The sequence below is a fragment of the Chryseobacterium scophthalmum genome (assembly GCF_900143185.1).
Classification (GTDB): domain Bacteria; phylum Bacteroidota; class Bacteroidia; order Flavobacteriales; family Weeksellaceae; genus Chryseobacterium; species Chryseobacterium scophthalmum.
This window is the reverse complement of record NZ_FSRQ01000002.1, coordinates 839,196-858,696: the sequence shown is the minus strand read 5'-3', so window position 1 is coordinate 858,696 and position 19,501 is coordinate 839,196. Positions and strand designations below refer to the sequence as shown.

14 protein-coding genes are annotated in these 19,501 nt (G+C 32.3%); 2 read left to right on the top strand and 12 right to left on the bottom strand.

The features are described 5' to 3' along the window. Complete coding sequence (locus BUR17_RS14210) at positions 1-1,782, bottom strand: hypothetical protein (RefSeq protein ID WP_074230989.1); 1,782 nt, start codon at positions 1,780-1,782, stop codon at positions 1-3. 280 nt (positions 1,783-2,062) lie between these two features. Between BUR17_RS14210 and BUR17_RS14205 the strand changes: the two genes are divergently transcribed. Together BUR17_RS14205 and BUR17_RS14200 are read left to right on the top strand one after the other, a co-directional pair. Beyond that, positions 2,063-4,378: a TonB-dependent receptor domain-containing protein gene (locus tag BUR17_RS14205; RefSeq protein WP_074230988.1), complete on the top strand. Its 2,316-nt coding sequence runs from the start codon at positions 2,063-2,065 to the stop codon at positions 4,376-4,378. 75 nt (positions 4,379-4,453) lie between these two features. After that, on the top strand, positions 4,454-5,308 hold the full coding sequence (locus BUR17_RS14200) for an alpha/beta hydrolase (protein WP_074231260.1): 855 nt from the start codon (positions 4,454-4,456) through the stop codon (positions 5,306-5,308). A gap of 43 nt (positions 5,309-5,351) precedes the next feature. Here BUR17_RS14200 and BUR17_RS14195 read toward each other — a convergent pair whose 3' ends face one another. From BUR17_RS14195 to BUR17_RS14145, 11 genes are all read right to left on the bottom strand, one after another. Continuing rightward, positions 5,352-7,109 carry a discoidin domain-containing protein gene (locus BUR17_RS14195; RefSeq protein WP_074231258.1) on the bottom strand — a complete coding sequence of 586 codons (1,758 nt, stop codon included), beginning with the start codon at positions 7,107-7,109 and terminating at the stop codon, positions 5,352-5,354. A 123-nt stretch (positions 7,110-7,232) separates the two neighbouring features. Further along, entirely contained in the window at positions 7,233-8,156 is a 924-nt protein-coding gene (gene ctlX, locus BUR17_RS14190) for a citrulline utilization hydrolase CtlX (RefSeq protein ID WP_074230987.1), read from the bottom strand. Between the two features lie 72 nt (positions 8,157-8,228). After that, positions 8,229-9,143 (bottom strand): dimethylarginine dimethylaminohydrolase family protein, encoded by a 915-nt coding sequence (locus tag BUR17_RS14185; protein ID WP_074230986.1) that lies wholly within the window; start codon positions 9,141-9,143, stop codon positions 8,229-8,231. A 341-nt stretch (positions 9,144-9,484) separates the two neighbouring features. After that, complete coding sequence (locus BUR17_RS14180; protein WP_074230985.1) at positions 9,485-11,656, bottom strand: TonB-dependent receptor domain-containing protein; 2,172 nt, start codon at positions 11,654-11,656, stop codon at positions 9,485-9,487. Between the two features lie 80 nt (positions 11,657-11,736). Further along, on the bottom strand, positions 11,737-12,798 hold the full coding sequence (locus BUR17_RS14175; protein WP_074230984.1) for a helix-turn-helix domain-containing protein: 1,062 nt from the start codon (positions 12,796-12,798) through the stop codon (positions 11,737-11,739). Positions 12,799-13,262: 464 nt separating this feature from the next. Beyond that, complete coding sequence (locus tag BUR17_RS14170; RefSeq protein ID WP_074230983.1) at positions 13,263-14,549, bottom strand: citrate synthase; 1,287 nt, start codon at positions 14,547-14,549, stop codon at positions 13,263-13,265. A gap of 89 nt (positions 14,550-14,638) precedes the next feature. After that, positions 14,639-15,931 (bottom strand): phosphopyruvate hydratase, encoded by a 1,293-nt coding sequence (gene eno / locus BUR17_RS14165; RefSeq protein WP_074230982.1) that lies wholly within the window; start codon positions 15,929-15,931, stop codon positions 14,639-14,641. A 194-nt stretch (positions 15,932-16,125) separates the two neighbouring features. Next, positions 16,126-17,361: a hypothetical protein gene (locus BUR17_RS14160; RefSeq protein WP_074230981.1), complete on the bottom strand. Its 1,236-nt coding sequence runs from the start codon at positions 17,359-17,361 to the stop codon at positions 16,126-16,128. Between the two features lies 1 nt (position 17,362). Next, positions 17,363-17,794: a hypothetical protein gene (locus BUR17_RS14155; RefSeq protein ID WP_074230980.1), complete on the bottom strand. Its 432-nt coding sequence runs from the start codon at positions 17,792-17,794 to the stop codon at positions 17,363-17,365. Between the two features lie 23 nt (positions 17,795-17,817). Next, entirely contained in the window at positions 17,818-18,144 is a 327-nt protein-coding gene (locus BUR17_RS14150) for a hypothetical protein (protein ID WP_074230979.1), read from the bottom strand. A gap of 136 nt (positions 18,145-18,280) precedes the next feature. Continuing rightward, positions 18,281-19,066 carry a sensor histidine kinase gene (locus BUR17_RS14145; RefSeq protein WP_074230978.1) on the bottom strand — a complete coding sequence of 262 codons (786 nt, stop codon included), beginning with the start codon at positions 19,064-19,066 and terminating at the stop codon, positions 18,281-18,283. Between the last annotated feature and the right edge of the window lie 435 nt (positions 19,067-19,501).

Genomic DNA, 19,501 nt, shown 5'->3' with positions numbered 1-19,501 from the left:
TTACAAGTCTCTTTTAACATGACCTGTTGCAGTAAAAGTATGATTTCCTCCACTTATATCTGTATAAGTTCCATTTACTGTAAAGTCAATATAATCTCCTACAGCTCCGAAATTACTAATCTGAACAACTACATTTCCAGTATTATAATTAAAATTTCCTCCAGAAAACTCAAGAGAATATTCTGTATTAAAACTTCCCGGAACTCCCAACATATTATTTAACGTCATCGAAAAAATATCTCCAACTGGTAAAACATGATAAACCCTCAATTGTTTTGCTGTCATATTGGGAGATGAGGATGTTAGTCCGGACCATTCGGCACGTATAGCATTCCCTAAAACATATTTTACATTCTGATTATCAACTTTAAAACTAATAAATTCATTCACTGAATTACAAGCCATGATATTATTAAAATTCATGACTGGTGAATTAGCAGTAAAAGAGATTTCTCCGGTGGTCTGTAAATTGGTATAATCGTGTCCCTCCAAAATAAGCTGTGGATTAGCCGTACAAGAATAAGTTGTAAATGAAAAATCACCTGTATTATTCAGTGGAACCGACATATACTGAAAGTAATTTATACTTGATACAGGTCTTAAAAGCGCATAACCATCTATAACATCTGTATTTGAGCAAGTTTTTAGATTACCTTTAATAATGTACTGATTTCCCGTAGGTGTAACAGTAATATCCGGCAAAACCAATGTAGTTCCTCCCGCTACAGGTGGTACATTTGAAGTGTAAATTACCGTATTACAGACATCATACACTTTAAGAACAAGGGTTTCATTCGCGGGAATATATCCTGAAGCAAATCCTGCATTATCTGTTACATTAGTCATATCGTAAGTCTGACCGGCTCTTCTTAGAGCTACAACCGTATTTATCATTGGCTCTCCAGCAGGGTTTTTAACTTTTACTTTTAAAATCCCTTGTGGAGACATTGTATCACAATTCCACCAAGAAAAATGGCTTACGTTTCCTACATAAACGTTACCAACTTTGGTTGCTGTGCCTTCTTCCTGCCAAATACCTGTAGTTTCGTTAAAAGACCATAATGGAATTGTAGCTGGAGAAGTTGTCATTTGAGTTGCATCGATAGCCACAGTCATCTCTGCAGTATGTCCATTGGCAATTTGAAGATTTTGTCCGGAAGCTCCTGTTAATTGTACATGAAGCATTCCGTAAGTTTCCATAATCCTTGAGTTTCCGTTAGAATTATTAGCAAGAAAAGAACCCGGCATCAATTCATTAAGATACTGATCTGAAGGTTTTAGATGAAACATCGCAACATTTACATTTCCGGTGTATGCATTTCCATTTCCGTCTTTAAAGCTACCATCAAATTTTACTTTTGTACCATTTGGCAAAGAAACGGTAGAGGTTGTACCCGAAGAAATAGTTGATGTGTTGGTTACAGGAATCATCATAATTTTGATTCTATTGCTTCCATTGGTAGGGACCATCGTACGTGAACCATTTACAAAACCTGCTTTTGTAGCTTTTACATAGGCAAAATTTTCTTTCACATCTGCATTTTTTATTACAAACATGCCTTTAAAATTAGTTTGTGCTGTAGCAGATCCAATAGTTACTGATGCTCCTGAAACTGGGCTTCCGTCTGTTGAAAGTACAATACCGTGAAAATTTTTCTGGGTATTGTTACCAAAATTAAAATCGATTGCCGGATTTTCCGGGTTGTCTAGCTCAATAAAAGAGTCGCTTTTGCAAGATACAAGAAGTGCTAGAATAAAGAATAAAGAATAGATTTTTGTCATAAATTATTAATTTTTTTGTTCGTTCTAAATTAATCAAAAAAAAGTGAATTTAAATATTTTTAATTTATTTGTAACAAAACATTAGGTTTAGTTGTCTAATTGTATAAATAGTTAAGCATAGTAAAATTTAGATTATAAAATTTAACAACTGACAATCAGATAGTTAATTTTTATTTAAAAACATTTACACTACTTTGTATTGCATGATACTAAATTTATTATATATCTTTGCAATGTAAAATAATAACAGATACAAGCATCTAAACTAAAAAATATAATTATGAAAACTCAAATATTCATCGCAGCACTTTTCTTAAGCGGATTTACTTTTGCCCAGGAAAAAAAATCAGACACAGTAAAAACTCAAAAAATAGAAGAAGTTGTTTTGACAAAGCAGGTTTTTAAAAAGCAAAGCGACCGTTTTGTATATGATGTAGCTGCATCTCCTGTAGCTAAAGGAAACACAACTTTCGATCTATTGAGACAGACTCCCCTACTTTCGACAACAGATGATAAAACATTAAAAATTGTAGGAAAAAATAATGCACTAATCTACATCAATGGTAGAAAAACCAATATGGATGCTGAATCTGTAACGCAGTTTCTAAAAAATACTCCTGCAGAAAATATTCAGAAAATTGAAGTAATTACTGTTCCTGGAAGTGAGTTTCAAGTAGAAGCTTCAGATGGAATTATCAATATTATTCTTAAAAAGAAAATGAGTGACGGCCTGAACGGAAACATGAGAATGTCTAATACTCAAAATAAATACAACAGCAGTTCGGCAAGTTTTTCAGCAAACTACAGAAAAGATAAGTTGGGAATTAGTGCCAATTTGTATGGAGGAGAAAATATTCAGGCACAACATTATGTTTTACGAAACGGAAATGATCTATCATCTAATGAATCTACAGGAAATATTGATGATCCAAACCAATACCTTGGCGGTTATCTAAATTTTGATTATCAGTTAACAGAAAAAAGCAACTTGGCTTTGTCATGGAACTCAAGCGCCAATAAAAGTTATAATTCTACCGTTAATTTATTCAATACAATTCGTGCTTATGATGAAGATATAAATGCTTTCAAAACCAATTATACCAATTCTAGAAATAAAGAAGATGCGCGTTCATACAATAATTCGGTTAATTTAAATTACGAATTAAAGACTGATTCATTAGGAAGTAAATTAAATGTAAATGCAGCTTATCTTAATTACAAAAGATTTCAGTTTACAGACAATAAAACATTTGTAGCAGACCATTCAGGAAATAACACACAATTGAATCCAAGCCAGACAACTATTCAGAATCTACCACAAATAATCAATAACTTTTCAAGTACCATAGATTATATACAGAAATTTAAAAATGATTTTACAATAGCTGTTGGTGGAAATTTCAATAAAACAAAAACAGATAACGATACAAAAAACACAACCACAGTTTATGATATTGACGGAAATATTGCAGAATTATTTGATTCAAACGGAAATACTATTGACAACCCAAAATATGAACCTAATCACTTCATTTATGATGAAAATATCTATGGTGCTTATTTAACATTGGAGAAAAAGTTCTCTGATAAACTTTCAGGGAAAATTGGTACCCGATACGAAATTACCAACAGCTTGGGAACCTCAGATAATGCTACTGAAGAATACAGAAAGATTGAAAGAAATTATAATAATTTACTTCCGTATCTGAGCGTTAATTATGCTATTAATGATAAAAATAATATATCATATGCATTTTCGAGCAGAATGAGAAGACCTAGTTTTTGGGAGCTTAATCCTGTAAGAAATATTTTGACAGAAACCAATTATACTCAGAACAACCCTTTTGTTAAGGCTTCATCAACCTATAACCAGGAACTGACCTACATGTTCAAAAATTCTTACTTCTTGATCTTAAATCACTCCTTCTTCAAAGATGTAATTACTCAGGTTCCATTACAAGGCTATGCAAAATCGATGGATGGTAAAATCACCGAGCAAAACGTGCTTCGCTACATCAGAACAAATTTTGGTGACAAACAGGAAATGTCTGCAATGTTGGGAATGAACAAAACATTTTTTAATCAATATCTAACGATGAATTTCAATGTTGGAGTACAGCACAACGTTAACAATGGTTCTTTGTCTGTAGACCCTACGAATGGTGATATTTTTCTTGATAAAGATGGAAACCAAATTGTATATAGTAATAATATAAAATCTACAAGTATCTTAATTCAAACCAATAATACCATCCGTTTAGATAAAAAGAAAACCTGGTTTTTAGGAGTTAATTATTTCTTCGTAGACAAGCAACAAATCGAATTGGGAATGCTTAAGAATCTTTCAAGTCTTGATCTAAGTTTAAAGAAAAACTGGAACGACTGGACCTTTGCATTAAATATTACCGACGTACTTAGAACCAACATCGTAGAAATTGAAGATTACCAAACCAACGGAAATTACAATTACGTAAGAAATGACCAATTCAGAAGAGGCGGAACATTCAGCATCACTTACAATTTCGGAAATCAAAAAGTAAAAAAAGTAAGAAACATCGAAGGTGCTTCAGACGATATCAAAAGTAGAACACGTTAACATTCAATCTTTCATATATTTTATTTTGTAAGAAACCCATCAAGAAATTGGTGGGTTTCGTTTATATTTATGATTATGAAAAAAAATCTGACAATTTTATTTTTGGTTTTAATTATTTTTAGCTGTAAAGAAAAAACAATAAATATCAGTAAAGACATTACTTTCGATAAACAAATGAATGTCTCTTACGGAAATGATTCTGAACAAAAATTAGATTTATATATTCCCAAAAACACTCAACAAAATAAAAATTTATTTATCATCATTCATGGTGGGGGTTGGAAAGCAGGGAATAAATCTCAGCTTACTTATTTCATTTTGTCGATGATGAAGAAATTCCCCAAAAGTGTTTTTGCAAACATTAATTACAGATTGGCTTCAGAAAATCGTTTCGGAATTCCAAATCAGACAGACGATATTAATAGAGTAATTTTATTTTTAGAAAAAACATTGAAATACAAACCCAATATTATTCTTCTCGGAAATAGTGCGGGTGGTCATTTATCAATGCTTTATTCGTATAAATCTGATGGTAAAGCAAATATAAAAGTAGTAGTAAATATCGTTGGTCCAGCCGATTTATCAGATCCAAGTTTTAAAAATTATTATGATTATTCATTTGTCGAAAATCATTTGGTTGATCCAACTCTACTTTCTAACGGAATTTCTATGGAAAATTTTGCAAGCCCAGTTTATTGGATTAATAAAACATCTCCACCAACCATTTCTTTTTACGGAAATAATGACACTGTAATTCCATTATCACAAAAAAATATTTTAGACTCAACTTTAAACAAAAACGGAATTTTTAATCAATCTTTCGAATTTACAGGTGGGCATCTTGATTGGGTGAATGAGAGAAATGCTCCATTTGTAATCAATTCGATTAGTGAATTTTTAAAGCAAATTGACAAAAATAAAACGCCTTGAAAAATTTCAAAGCGTCTTATTATTTAATTAAATATTTTAATGATTATTCAGACTTAACAACTTCTGTTCTTTCCGAAACTCCGTTTGCATTAAATGCTTCAATCTGGAAATAATAAGAATCTACTCTGTCTGCTCCTGTGAAGAAATATTCGTTTTTTCCGTACACCATAATGCTTCCGTATAATTTATCCGGAGATTTTCCCCAATAAATAACATAACCATCGGCTTCTGAGTTTTGCTGCCATTTCATCCAGATGCTTCTTCTTTCACCATACTTTTTGGGATCAGCTCTTAACGGAACAAAGTTCTGAACTTTTGCAGGTTTTGCACCCGCTCCTTTTCCAAAAACTCTGAAACCGCTTAATGCAAATTTTCCTGTTGGCATTTTTAGATTTTCCATTTTTAAAAATCTTGCTTCGGCAGGTTTTTCCAATTCTACATAATCGTGAGGAACGTCTTTGGTATTTTTGCTTTTATCAACAATCACTTTCCATTTTTTTCCATCATTTGAGCCATAGATTTTATACTGATGCATTTTACCTTCAGTTTTTCCCATAAATTCAACATCCTGATCTGCATAATTTACCTGAATTGCATTAATGGTAGAAACTTCACCTAAATCGGTCTGAAACCATTCCCCGGAATTTCCGGTTTTGGCACTCCAGTACGTTTTAATATCTTCATCTACTGCATTATTCGAATGATAACCTCCTAAAGTAGACGAAACCTGAACGGGTTTATTATAATTTAGCAACATCCAAGCTGTGAAAAGTCCTTTAGAAAAATCTTTTCCCTGCGCAAACTGCGGAAGCAAAGTAGGATAATCACCATAAGCAGTATTGGTGTACATTACATCATCTTTATCAAATCCTGCAGGCCAGATTCCTAAACGTCTTTCAAAATTATTTTTTGTGGAAATAAAAATGGTTGAAACATGCCACCAGTTTTTATAATTATCTTCGAAAGTTGCTCCATGCCCCGCTCCTCTTGCAAAACCTCCCGGTTTATAAGAGAATGGATTGTGCTGTTGGTATTCGTAACCTTCCAAAGGATTTTTAGAAACATAAACTCCGTCAGAATATCCGCTGAATTCTGTTGCTGGAGCACCGTACTGCATGTAATATTTGTCTTTATATTTGGTTACCCAAGCTCCTTCCACAAAAGGTTGCAAGAAGACATTATCATTATATTCTCCAAATCTTTCCCAACCGTGATCTTCTGGTTTTAATCGTAAAATAGGTTTTACAAAACCTTCGGACTGCAAGTTTTTAACTTTCACTTCGGTTCCTAAAAGAGGCCATTCGTTGCTCGATCCCCAATATAAATAGAGTTTATTTTTATCTTCATCATAATGAAAAGCAGGATCCCAAGCTCCAACTTTCAAAGTGTCTACAGCAATTTTCCAATCGTCTTTTGTAGGATTGGTAGATTTCCAGATCGGGAAATCCTGTTCCCAGGTTGAACCGTAAACATATAAAGTGTCTTTCATTGCCCAAACTGCAGGAGCATTCAGATCGTGAGTATATTTATTGTCTCTCAGGAATTTTCTTTTCACAAATTTCCAGTCGAGCATATTGTCACTGTACCAATATCCTTCCTGATTGGTCGAAAAAAGAAAAAGCTTTTTCTGAAAATTAACAATTACCGGATCTGCAGTTGCACGGTGTTTTCCTTGCTTTGAAAAAACTTCAAAAGGCGTGTAACCGTAATCAATATTAATCGGGTTGCAAAAGGTTTTCTGCTGTGCATTTGAAAAGAAACACAGAAGTATTACCATACTCAAATATAATCTCTTACTCATAATCAAAACTTTATATTTCTGCAAATTTAAAGTTTTTTTAATGGTTGCTTGAGATCGAAGCATAAAAAAACTTCCGACCTTAGTTAAAGCCAGAAGTTTTTATTTTGTTTAATTTAAAATAATTTATTTTTTAGGTAAGAAAACCTCAGCTAACATACAACGTGCGCTTCCGCCTCCGTTTACTTCAATCGTATTTAAATCTGAATAAATGATTTCACAATATTTTTCAATATTAGAAATTTGTTCAGCATTTAAAGACTGATAAGCAGTTTGGCTCATTACTAAGAACTTTTCGCCATCTTTATTTTGTACCTGAAGCATGTTTCCGGCAAATTGCTGCATTTGCTCTTCAGAAATTTCAATAATCTCTTTTCCTGAATTTTTAATGGTTTCAATAACTTTGCTTCTCTCCAATTCAGAATCAATACAGTCTAGACAAATTACTACGAATTTATCGGCAACGCACATCATCACATTCGTATGATAAATTGGAAGTCTCTCTTCGCCAACCGTTTGAAATGAATGGAAAACAACAGGTGTAAATCTATATTTAGTACAAAACTCTCTGAATAAACCTTCATCAAGTCTCAAAGAAACCGATCCGTAAGCAATTCTGTTATCATGATCGAAAATCATACTTCCTGTTCCTTCCAAAAAATGTCCCTGAATTTCAGGCAATGACCAATCATCAATTTCAGAAACTTCAAAGCCTTGATTTTTGATACTCTCAATAATATCTTCTCTTCGCTCTACCCTTCTGTTTGAAGCAAACATTGGATATAAAACCACTTTTCCATCTTTGTGGAAACTTACCCAGTTGTTTGGGAAAATAGAATCCGGAGTATGAGGATCGATAGTGTCTTTGATGGTAATTACATTAACACCTTTGCTTCTCAGTTTTTCAACAAAAATTTTGAATTCAGCCAAAGCTTTTGACTGAATATCTGCACCTTTCTGCTCTACCTGAAAATAATTATTTTCTGCCGTTTCTGCATTATAACCGAATGCAATCGGCTCTATCATTAATACTGTATCTGTTGTCTGCATTTTATCAATTTAAAAATTAAATGATTGAAAGATTAAAAAAATTCGCTAAAACTCTAAAACTCCCCACCCTAATTAATCTCTAACTAAAGGCATTGTAGAGCATCTCAACAAGCCTCCCATTTTAGAAATTTCTCTGTAAGGAATTTCTTCAACGGTCATTCCCCAAACATCTCTCAAATGATTGTTCATTCTTGTGAAAGCTTTATCTGAAACCACCACTTCCGGAGAAATCGAAAAAATATTTGGGAACATTTCAAACATTTCTTCGTCTGTTACGTGGAAACAATTTTCTTCACCGAAGATATCGAGGATTAGATTGTAATCGCTTTCGTCTACAAATCCATTTTTATAAATAATACATTTATCATTGCCAACCGGATTGAAGGTACAGTCTAAATGTAAAATTCCCTGATAAGGTTCTCGGTCGTTTTTCTTTAATTCAAGATCGATAATTCTCTTCTTAGGAAAATATTCTTTAAGAATTTCGATGGCGTACTCGTTTGTTCTTGCCGTTTTATAATTTCTGTAATCTTCACTGAAACAAGTTCCGATGAAAAGAAAATCATTCCAAACAATTACATCTCCGCCTTCAATGTGAGCTGTTTCCGGTAAGTTGATAATTTTTCTCCACGCTACTTTTTCGTAAACCGTTTTGTAAGCTTCCTGCTCATCTGCTCTGTCGGCAATTACATTTGAAATAATCATTTTATCGTCGATTACAAAAGCAACATCTCTTGCAAAGACCTGATTGTAATCTTCAATAATATCCGGACGAAGAACTTCTACATCATATTTTTTCAGCACCGCTTCAAAAGCATTCATTTCGTTGATGATGTCTTCTTCTTTCGGATACATGTTGTGCTCTATGGTGTAATATGATTTTGCATCATAGCTTTCTTCCAAAGTAGGAATACCGCCCATAGAGTTGGGTTGACCTAAAACCACAGACCTCAGTCTTCCGGTTTCGTTTTTAATATTTAATTTCATAAAGAATGAGAATTAAGCAAATATAATGAAACCCATGTGATGCTGAAAGTTTTAAAATGTTTTATCAATGAAAGTAGAATTTTACACTAAAAATTATTTTATATCAAGTTTTAACACTTGCGATTTCTAAAATAACAAGTATTTACTTTTGATATAAAAACATTTTCCAGATATTTATTTATGAAAAAGTTGTTTATTCTTTACCTATATTCAAAAAATCACTCGAGATCTACTTTCTTTTTTCCTTTAAAATATAAACAAGGTCTAAAACATATTAATTATGCGTACTTTTTTCCTTATAATTAAAACTAAAGATCGGCTTATAAAAAAGATGGTTTCGTTTACCTCGTCCTGTTTTCTTCCTCTGACTTTTGTATATTTTTCATCTGATATTTTGAGCTTCCAAAATTGTAACTGAGTGACAAGATCAACTTTTGGGTATCCCACCAGTGTGTAAATCGGGTATCCATGATTTGTTTATGCCTAAATTCCAGTCGTTGGTCGTAAGAATCGAAAATATTGTTAAAGCTTATTTTCGTGTTCAGTTTATTATCAAGCCATGATTTTTGCACTGAAATATCAACGGTATATCGTGGCTTAATAATATATAAACTATTCCCGGTTTTAGATTCATAATTTGAAAAAACATTAAGTGTATAGCCTTTAGGTAAAGAGAAAGCCTGATTTAATCTCATCTCGTAGTTATAAATTTTCAATGCAAAAACCTCATCCAGATACGGTCTGAATTCGTAATTATAATATCCCGCAAACTGGGTATTTATGTTCCACCATTTTGCTATTTTTATAGGAAAACTCATTTCTAAACTGGCAAAATTTCGATAAGGTAAGTTAGTTCCTAAAAATTCAAGCACATTCGTTTCGGGATTGTAGATAGGATACCGAGTCATCACATCTGTTTCTTTCCCAATGGTAAAAGCTGTAACCCAATTTTTATATCGATAGGTTGCTTTAATCTGATTAGTAAAAGAAGGTTGCAGGTAAGGATTTCCGATCCAATAATTCAGCGGGCTGTAATAAAACCTGAACGGATTAAGCTGCGAGAAAACCGGTCTTGTAATTTTTCTGCTGTAAGACAATGAAAGCTCACTAGATCTGTTGAAGGTATAACTTGCACTAAAAGAAGGCAACCATTTCAAATAATTCCTTGAGATCACAGAATCTATGGTTACCGCATTAGAAATACTTTGAGTATTTTCAAATCTCAATCCTGCATTGATCTGAAACTTATTAAATTTCTGACTGTACGCCCAATATCCTGCAAATATTTTCTCTTTATATGAAAATTGGTTGCTCCTCGTCGGATCAAAAATAAATTGTTTATTTATTGACAACGTATCATACCTGATCATATTATTGGTATTAGTATCACTTAATTTTAGACCCGCCTCGAAAGTGGCCTCTCCTATTTTCTGAGAAATATCAATTTGCCCTGTGTAAATATTAATTTTATTGAGCAGATCAGATCTCCAATAGGATAAAAGCTGTGAAGTCGGCTTATCGCTATTCAGAAAATCATCTTCTTGCTTATTTTTAACCGAAAGATAGTTGCCTAAAAAGCTTAGCTTAAAATTTTTATGTTGGAAAGAATAATCTGCAGTTATTCCATAATTATCTTGAAAATAGTTAATCGGATTTTTACTTTCTGTATTAAAAACCAACTGGGTTTCATCTTTATTAACCGTATACAATGAACCTAGACGAATCCGCTCACTATCTCTGAAGTTACCCCTTACATTTACCCCAAACCTATTTTTATCATTTAATTTATAATCGATTCCCGTCTGAACAGTATAAATTTCTACGTCATCTTTTTGATAGGTCTGCGTTCTCATAACGTTTGTATTTGCTAAACGCTGAAGAGCATTATAACGGTATGTTGAGATTCCATTGTTGTAACCCAACTGTACATTATAGCTTATTTTTTCTGTGTTATAAGAAAGATTAAGGCTATTTTCCTTATAATTAAATTTATTGACACTCGTATTCCCAATATAGTTTCCTATCCAGCCCAAATTGGTGTTTTTCTTTAATTTAATATCAATAATCCCTTTGAATTCGGCATCATATTTTGAAGATGGATTCGTATTTACTTCAAGAGATTCTACCATTTCCGGTGAAAGAGATCTCAAATAAGAATGTAATTCCTGAGTGCTCATCACAACAGGTTTTCCATTGATAAAAAATGCAGGGTTAGTTCTTCCGCCAATAAAAATTCCGTCTTCAGAATCCACCGTCACACCCGGAGTTTTTCTTAGAACTTCGAGAATATTTGTTGATGTTTTAAAATCTTTATTCCCGGAAACACTCATCACAATATTTCCTTGATTGAGTTTTAGATCTCTACGAGAAGATTGGATAATAACTTCTGAAATTGTTGCGACCGAATCTTTTTGTTGTATAGAATCGGGAACTTTCGCATTGAGAATTTCCTGAGACTTTGCAAAAAATGACAAGAATAACAATAGGATAAAGATCCATAATTTGGAGTTCATAAGCTTTAAATTTTATGAAACCAAAAGTATTGGACGTGGACGAAAATGAGGTTTTGAAGTTTAAATTCCGAAGTACAGAATTATAAATTTGAACCCTGAAACCTTGTATCAGAAGTCGTTTGAGATTGTTTATACAATAGCGGTGTCGTGCTCATAATTTTCTTGAAAGTAGAAAAAAATGTAGATTTAGAATTGAATCCTACTTCATATCCGATCTCCTCAATTTTAAGATAAGATCCATTTTCAATTTTTTCACAGGCTTCATTGATTCTGTATTCATTGATGTAAGTGGAAAAACTTTTACCCAAATTATCATTCAGTAATTGTGAAAGCTGATGTGTTGAAATATTCATTTTCAAGGCCAGATCACTTAATTTCAAATTCGGATCTTTATATAATTCTTCCATATTCATCAACCTTTCCAATTTTGAAAAAAAGCTTTCAGCCTGTTGATCGGGTATCTTTTTATTGGAATATTTACTTTCTTCTTTTACAGCTGTCGATTTGTTTTTACTGTTGAAAAAGATCAAAACATTTCCATATAAAAGCAAAGAAAAAACAAGACTTCCGCCCGCACAATATACTTGGATCAATCCTGTAGACATCAGTTGATATGCTAAAAAGATAATCACATTACTTGCTAAAATAGGAAGGAGAAGTTGAGTCCATTTTTTAGCTTCTTTTTTTGAAAAAATAAAATATTCATAAACCGATAGAAAAATGAAAACCGTCCAAACACCATAAATAAATCTCGCAAAATTTTCATTCCAGGTAATAGGGAAAATTAAATACAAGAGACCAACTGTTCCAAGAATCAATGTCAGAATACCAAAAGAATTTCCAGCATTTTTAAGATTAAACTGTTCTTGTAAAAAAGAAGAACGAACATAATAATACAAAGCCGGTCCAGTAAAAAACAGAGCCGATAAACCGAAAAGTGGAATAATTTTAGGCCAATCGGGATAAAAATAAATACATACAGAAATTCCTACACGGATGCTTAATGTTAGTAAAATAAGCCCTAAAAAGAAATCCGGAATATGTTTCATTTTTTTCACAAATAATAGGTAAATCCCAAGCAGAAGCCCGTTAAAAGCTCCTATTACGCTGAAAAAAAATAACATCTGCTGTCCGAAACTCATTGTTTAATACCATTTTATGAATCGTAAATTTAATAAATTTCTTATATCCGAATTTAGATAATCTTGTAAAATATTATTTATCAGGAATATTTTTTATCTACTAGGCATTACATCATTGTGATTTTAAAATTTTCAATAAAAAAATAGAATATATTATGTAACATTGTTTCCGTTGCCAATGAAAAACACAAACAAATTGACTTATATAATTATAATGTTCATAGGATAAATTAACAGTAAATCCTGATGGGATCAAATATAGCTTCATTAGAAGCAAACTGTTAATAGAAGATAGTTTTTAGAGAAATATAGCTCAAGAGGAGCGACCTATTAATTGTATTTTAATTTTTATCGGACAGCAATGATGATGTAATTATAAAACTAGTTTTTATCTCAAATAGTTAAAACAAAAAAAATCCCAAAGCAAAAAACTTTGGGATTTATATTTATTTGAGAAAACAATATTACCTGTTTGCAATATCGATATAGTCTCTTTTTTGAGCTCCTTGGTAAACCTGTCTTGGTCTTCCGATTGGGTCTCCTTTTAGTCTCATTTCTTTCCATTGAGCAATCCATCCAGGAAGTCTTCCCAATGCAAACATTACTGTAAACATTTCTGTAGGAATTCCTAACGCTCTGTAGATGATTCCTGAATAGAAATCTACGTTTGGATATAATTTTCTTTCGATGAAGTATTCGTCTTCAAGAGCTACTTTTTCTAACTGCATTGCAATATCAAGCGCTTTATCTTCAATTCCTAAAGCTTCTAACAAATCGTCAGCAGCTTTTTTGATGATCTTTGCTCTTGGATCGAAGTTTTTGTACACTCTGTGTCCGAATCCCATCAAACGGAAGCTATCGTTCTTATCTTTAGCTTTAGCAACCCATTTGTTAACATCTCCACCGTCTTTTTCGATCAATTCAAGCATTTCGATAACCGCTTGGTTTGCACCACCGTGAAGTGGCCCCCAAAGTGCAGAAATACCAGCAGAAACTGAAGCAAAAAGACCTGTGTGAGCAGAACCTACCATTCTTACCGTAGATGTAGAACAGTTTTGCTCGTGGTCAGCGTGAAGGATCAATAATTTATTTAAAGCAGCAGTAACTACAGGGTTGATCACAAACTCTTCGTTTGGTAATCTGAAAGCCATTTTATAGAAGTTTTCTACATAATCAAGGCTGTTATCTCCGTGGTTCAATGGTAAACCAAGAGTTTTTCTGTACGTCCAAGCTGCAAGGTGAGCAAATTTAGCGATCAATAATTCTGCTGCAAGATCCATCTCTTCTTTAGACTGTACATTAACCGATTTAGGGTTAAATGCTGTTAAAGCAGAAGTAAGAGTAGACAAAACTCCCATTGGGTGAGCAGAACGAGGGAAAGCATCGATGATCTTTTTCATCTCCTCTGCTACGAAGTTATATTTTTTGATGTTACCGTTGAAAGTATCAAGCTGATCTTCTGTAGGTAATTCACCGTGTAATAAAAGATACATTACCTCAGTAAAGTTTGATTTTTCAGCGATCTGCTCGATAGGATAACCTCTGTAGAACAATTCTCCCTGGTCACCATCAAGATAAGTGATCTCGCTTAATGTAGCACCTGTATTTTTGTACCCTAGATCTAAGGTAATAAGACCTGTTTGGTCTCTTAATTTTGAAATATCTATTCCTCTGTCTCCTATTGTACTATCTACGATAGGATATTCATAAGAATTACCGTCGTAATTCAATACCACTTTGTTGTCTGACATTATTTAATTTATTTTGTTTAAATATACTATTAATTATAAAACACGGCAAACAAAAAATTTCGCTTGCCGTTATTTATAAATTCAATGAATTATCTTTTGATTTTAAAAGCATCTAATCCTGGGAAATAAGCAGTATCTCCTAAAGCTTCTTCGATTCTTAATAATTGGTTGTATTTCGCCATTCTGTCTGATCTAGAAGCCGAACCTGTTTTGATCTGACCACAGTTCATAGCAACCGCAAGATCAGCAATCGTAGAATCTTCAGTTTCACCAGATCTGTGAGACATTACTGATGTAAATTTGTTGTGCTGAGCCATTTGTACCGCTGCCATTGTTTCAGAAAGAGAACCAATTTGGTTTACTTTTACCAAGATCGAGTTTGCAATTCCTTCTTTTACCCCTCTTGATAATCTCTCAACATTAGTAACGAATAAATCGTCACCAACTAGCTGTACTCTGTCACCGATTTTATCAGTTAACATTTTCCAACCTTCCCAGTCATTTTCCTGCATACCATCTTCGATAGAGATGATTGGATATTTGTTTGCCAATTCAGCTAAATAAGAAACCTGCTCACTGCTTGAGAACTGAGGCGCATCTGCAGTCTGGAATTTTCTGTAATCGTAAACTCCGTCTTTGTAGAATTCTGAAGCTGCACAGTCTAACGCGATCATTACATCGTCACCTGGTTTGTAACCTGCTTTTTCAATTGCCTGAAGTAAAGTATCTAAAGCATCTTCAGTTCCTTTGAAAGTTGGTGCAAAACCACCTTCGTCACCTACCGCAGTAGAAAGACCTCTTGAATGAAGAATAGATTTCAGGTTGTGGAAAATCTCAGTTCCTTTTCTCAATGCATGAGAGAAAGAATCTGCTTTTACCGGCATTACCATAAATTCCTGGAAAGCAATTGGTGCATCTGAGTGAGAACCACCGTTAATTACGTTCATCATCGGAACCGGAAGTGTATTTGCATTTACACCACCAATATATTTGTATAAAGGCATTTTAAGTTCAGCAGCAGCAGCTTTTGCAGCAGCCAAAGAAACTCCAAGAATTGCGTTTGCTCCTAAGTTTCCTTTATTGTTTGTACCATCCAGTTCGATCATAATCTGGTCGATAAGATTCTGATCAAAAACAGGAAGACCCACCAATTCTGGTGCAATTACTTCTCTTACATTTTCTACAGCTTTAGAAACACCTTTTCCCATCCATTCTGAACCGCCATCACGCAATTCAACTGCTTCATGCTCTCCTGTAGATGCACCTGAAGGAACAGCTGCACGACCCATCGCACCACCTTCCGTAAATACATCAACTTCAACTGTAGGATTTCCTCTTGAATCCAAAATTTGTCTCGCTTCTATGTAAGAAATGTAACTCATTTTTTATCTATTTTATAGTTTATACAAATTTAATCAAAATTTAAATTTTGAACGCATGGAAGAGGTAATTTCTGTATTTATCTGAGTTAAATTTTAGTTAATTTTGAATTAATTATAATTTTCAGTATAAAAGTGAAAAAAACTCCAAATCTTTAACAGCATTGGAGATTTTTTTAATTATGTTAGAAAATAATTTATTGAATCTTTCTCTTAGTTCCAATTCCACTTAAAAATGAAAGCCCTGCAATTACATTTCCTTTTTTAATAATATTATTATCAAAATCTTTACCCAGAGAGAGGGTTAAATGTTGATTGGCAAATATTGCATAATCAAAATTTAAAACACATTTCCATGTTGGTTTTAAATCTGATCCAGAAATAAAGCTTCGATATAAACCTTCCAAACTTCCTGTAAACTTTGAATCTTTTGGTGAATATTCATATTTTACACCCGCATCAAAAGTTGAAAAATTTCCATCTGGTTTAAAATCTTCAGTAGTCATCCAATCAGCTTTTGGATTGTACATATATCGTAGTAAAAACAACGGAGTTCCTGATTTTTCAAATGCATAGCCCATAACCGTCCACAATCCTGCATTATAAATTTTAGAATTATTGAATTGTTTTTCTTTAAATTGAATGCTTGTACCACCTGCCAAATCCCAAAGAAAACCTGTTCGAACAATTGAAAAATCTTTTAGCTTTTCTTTAATTAATACTGAATTTTTCACAAAATTATTTTCGTCATCTTTTCTACTATTTTCCAAATTACGCATCATAGTTTCCATCAAGTCATTAAATTCAGTTACCAAATTATTTAATTCTGTTGATGTATCCGGATCTTGATGATTTTTTTTCAGTTTTTCACGTAAATCAGAAATAGCCTTTTTCCTTCTAATAATTTCAGAATCTTTTTCTACAATACTGGAAATCTCCTGTGAAGTATTAATAATATTTCTATGAATATCTTTTATTTCCCTATAAATTTTCAAGCTTTTATCGGAAACATTTCCTCTAAAAAGAGAAAATTTGAAACCATAAGATGTGAAAACCGAATTTATAGGTAATTTAGTATTTGTACTATCTGTATTTTTCACAGCAATTGATAAAACAAAAGTTTGTTTTGCAACATCATAAACCTTATTATCATTCAATATATTATCTAAACCTTTTGTTTGTTTTCCAAATATCCAATATGGAGCAAAGTCTATTGCATAACCAGCATTATTTTTAAACATTGAAGTAAAATCTTGCAGATTTAACATTAGATTACTTACATCTGTCGGCTTATTAATTTCACTTGTAGCTATATCTAATAAATTTGATGCCGGTGAAGATGGAGCCTTTAATAGATCTATATTCAAATTCTCTTCTTGAGCATAATAAAAACAAGAAAAGAAAAGACTTATTATAATAATTTTATTTCTCATATCAACTAAAATTTATATCTTGAATTATCTCGCCAGTTTCTCCATTTTTTAAAGAAAGAGAAGTTGAAAAGGATTTCTTTTTGCCATTGCATTTTAAATCAACATTTAATGTATATTTCACATTATCTGAGTTGGAAGATGCTACTGAATAAACAACCAGCCTTTGTCCTTTTAAAGCATTACACTTTCCTATATTAATAGGATTGCTCGAGACATCAATTTCTTGTCCTTTATCATTATTAAAAAAAGCAGCATTGGAAATCATTAAATTAGGCGAAACAACTGAAATGTAAATTTTTACATCATTATTGCCAGCATCACAATCATAAAATTTAGTTTCCCATTTTCTTTTTTTAACCTTATCATCATTTAACAATTCTGTTGTTTTTAAAATTTCAAATCTTTCTTTTAGAATTTCATTAGTCTTTTCCATATCTATAAATTTTAATTGTTAATTTATTTTTTTGGTGATGGCGCTAAAAGTCCGGCTAATGCACCGATTGCACCTGATGATATTGCCGTAAATACCGTAATCACTTGATTATTTAGTTTTTCGCCTAAGCTAATAGCCATTATTGTCAATGTGATTATTATTGCAAGAATTGCGATTCCCATTGATACTACAATTATCCTGTAAATCCAGGAATCTGTATCTTTTGGATTTGTTGTTACCAAATTTTCTGCAGCTCTCACAGGATTATCTCTAAATTCCTGTTGAAGTTTGGGATCGTTATTTAGCGCTGTTTTGAAATCATCAAACGTATTGTCAATTGTAGTTTTCATGGTTACTCGCTTTTAAAATTTATACCTCAAAGTTCCTTCTAAAAAAGCTCCATGTCAATTACCCAAACGGGTGATTCTCACAACAAAAAACAGCACCATTAAAAAATGATGCTGCTATATTTAGCTTAAAAATTAGTTACAAATCTATTCTGAAAAAAAGGTGGGTTCCGTTTTCGGTGGTAACTTCACAATGGCCGTTTTGTTCTTGCATTCTTCTTTTCATATTTCGGAGACCGTTTCCTTCTGGTTTTTCATGATCGATTCCTATTCCGTTGTCGGAAATTTTCATCATGAATTCTTTATCTTTTTGAACAAACGAAAGCTTTAGTTGATTAGATTGACTATGTTTATACGCATTATTCAACGCCTCTTTTAAACACAGAAATAAATTTCTCCTTTGTTCTGTAGTAATGGTAGTTTCAGAAATTACATTTTCATCTTCAATACTTAGCTGAATTTTTGTTTTTTTAAGAAAATTCAGTGCATATATTTTTGAGTAATCTATAAAGCTTCCCAATGTATCATTTCCGGAATTCAGGCTCCAAAGCATTTCCCGCATCGAGATATTCATTTCTTCAGACGTTTTCAGAAGTTCATCGATATCATTTTTTAAATCTTCATCTTCAGCTCGTTGTTTTAAAAATTCTGCCTGAAGTTTCAATGCAGAAATTCCTGCTCCAAGATCATCATGCATATCATGAGAGATTCGTTCTCTTTCATTTTTTATAGATTTTTGTCTTTCAAGTTCTTTTTGGAGGATTTGATTTTGGTATTCTGATTCCTGAAGTTGTTTTTCCTTAAGGTAAAGGAGTTGTTTTCTGTTGTATATTAATACTACAAAAATTATAAAACCCACAAAAACAAACATTATCAACAAAATGATAATGTACATCAACTTTATATCTTCATCTGTCTGAATCATCGCTTGCAAAAAAGACCTTTAAGAAAAATTAAATAAGAAAATATCGTAACTATTTGATAAAATTGATTTATTAATCTTAAAAAATCAATATCAAGTTTCGCAAAAAACTGTCCTGGAATAACTCTAATGATAAATATTGTACTCCAAAGCAAAATACTTGAAGCTATCCAAAATGTCATTTTCTGATAAATTAAAGTTTCATTCGGTTTTCGAATTTGATTTGTAAACCAATCTATACTTAAAAATATAAATAGAAAACTTTTAAAAATATTTGTATCAATCTTTAAAATATTTTCGTTGAAAAATAATAAAAAGCTAATTATCGAAATTAGTATTAAAAATGTTTTATAAAACTTTCTGTCAACAAATTCTTTATGGAAATACCAACATAAAAATATAATGTGAATACAATTTGCTTTATTATAAAAAGTATTG

Coding starts and splice junctions, on each gene's coding strand:
- BUR17_RS14175 (WP_074230984.1), bottom strand. CDS start 12,798: ATGAGTTTCGGACAGCAGATGTTATTTTTTTTCAGCGTAATAGGAGCT.
- BUR17_RS14200 (WP_074231260.1), top strand. CDS start 4,454: ATGAAAAAAAATCTGACAATTTTATTTTTGGTTTTAATTATTTTTAGC.
- BUR17_RS14160 (WP_074230981.1), bottom strand. CDS start 17,361: ATGAGAAATAAAATTATTATAATAAGTCTTTTCTTTTCTTGTTTTTAT.
- eno (WP_074230982.1), bottom strand. CDS start 15,931: ATGAGTTACATTTCTTACATAGAAGCGAGACAAATTTTGGATTCAAGA.
- BUR17_RS14180 (WP_074230985.1), bottom strand. CDS start 11,656: ATGAACTCCAAATTATGGATCTTTATCCTATTGTTATTCTTGTCATTT.
- BUR17_RS14170 (WP_074230983.1), bottom strand. CDS start 14,549: ATGTCAGACAACAAAGTGGTATTGAATTACGACGGTAATTCTTATGAA.
- BUR17_RS14155 (WP_074230980.1), bottom strand. CDS start 17,794: ATGGAAAAGACTAATGAAATTCTAAAAGAAAGATTTGAAATTTTAAAA.
- BUR17_RS14195 (WP_074231258.1), bottom strand. CDS start 7,109: ATGAGTAAGAGATTATATTTGAGTATGGTAATACTTCTGTGTTTCTTT.
- BUR17_RS14210 (WP_074230989.1), bottom strand. CDS start 1,782: ATGACAAAAATCTATTCTTTATTCTTTATTCTAGCACTTCTTGTATCT.
- BUR17_RS14145 (WP_074230978.1), bottom strand. CDS start 19,066: ATGATTCAGACAGATGAAGATATAAAGTTGATGTACATTATCATTTTG.
- BUR17_RS14205 (WP_074230988.1), top strand. CDS start 2,063: ATGAAAACTCAAATATTCATCGCAGCACTTTTCTTAAGCGGATTTACT.
- ctlX (WP_074230987.1), bottom strand. CDS start 8,156: ATGCAGACAACAGATACAGTATTAATGATAGAGCCGATTGCATTCGGT.
- BUR17_RS14185 (WP_074230986.1), bottom strand. CDS start 9,143: ATGAAATTAAATATTAAAAACGAAACCGGAAGACTGAGGTCTGTGGTT.
- BUR17_RS14150 (WP_074230979.1), bottom strand. CDS start 18,144: ATGAAAACTACAATTGACAATACGTTTGATGATTTCAAAACAGCGCTA.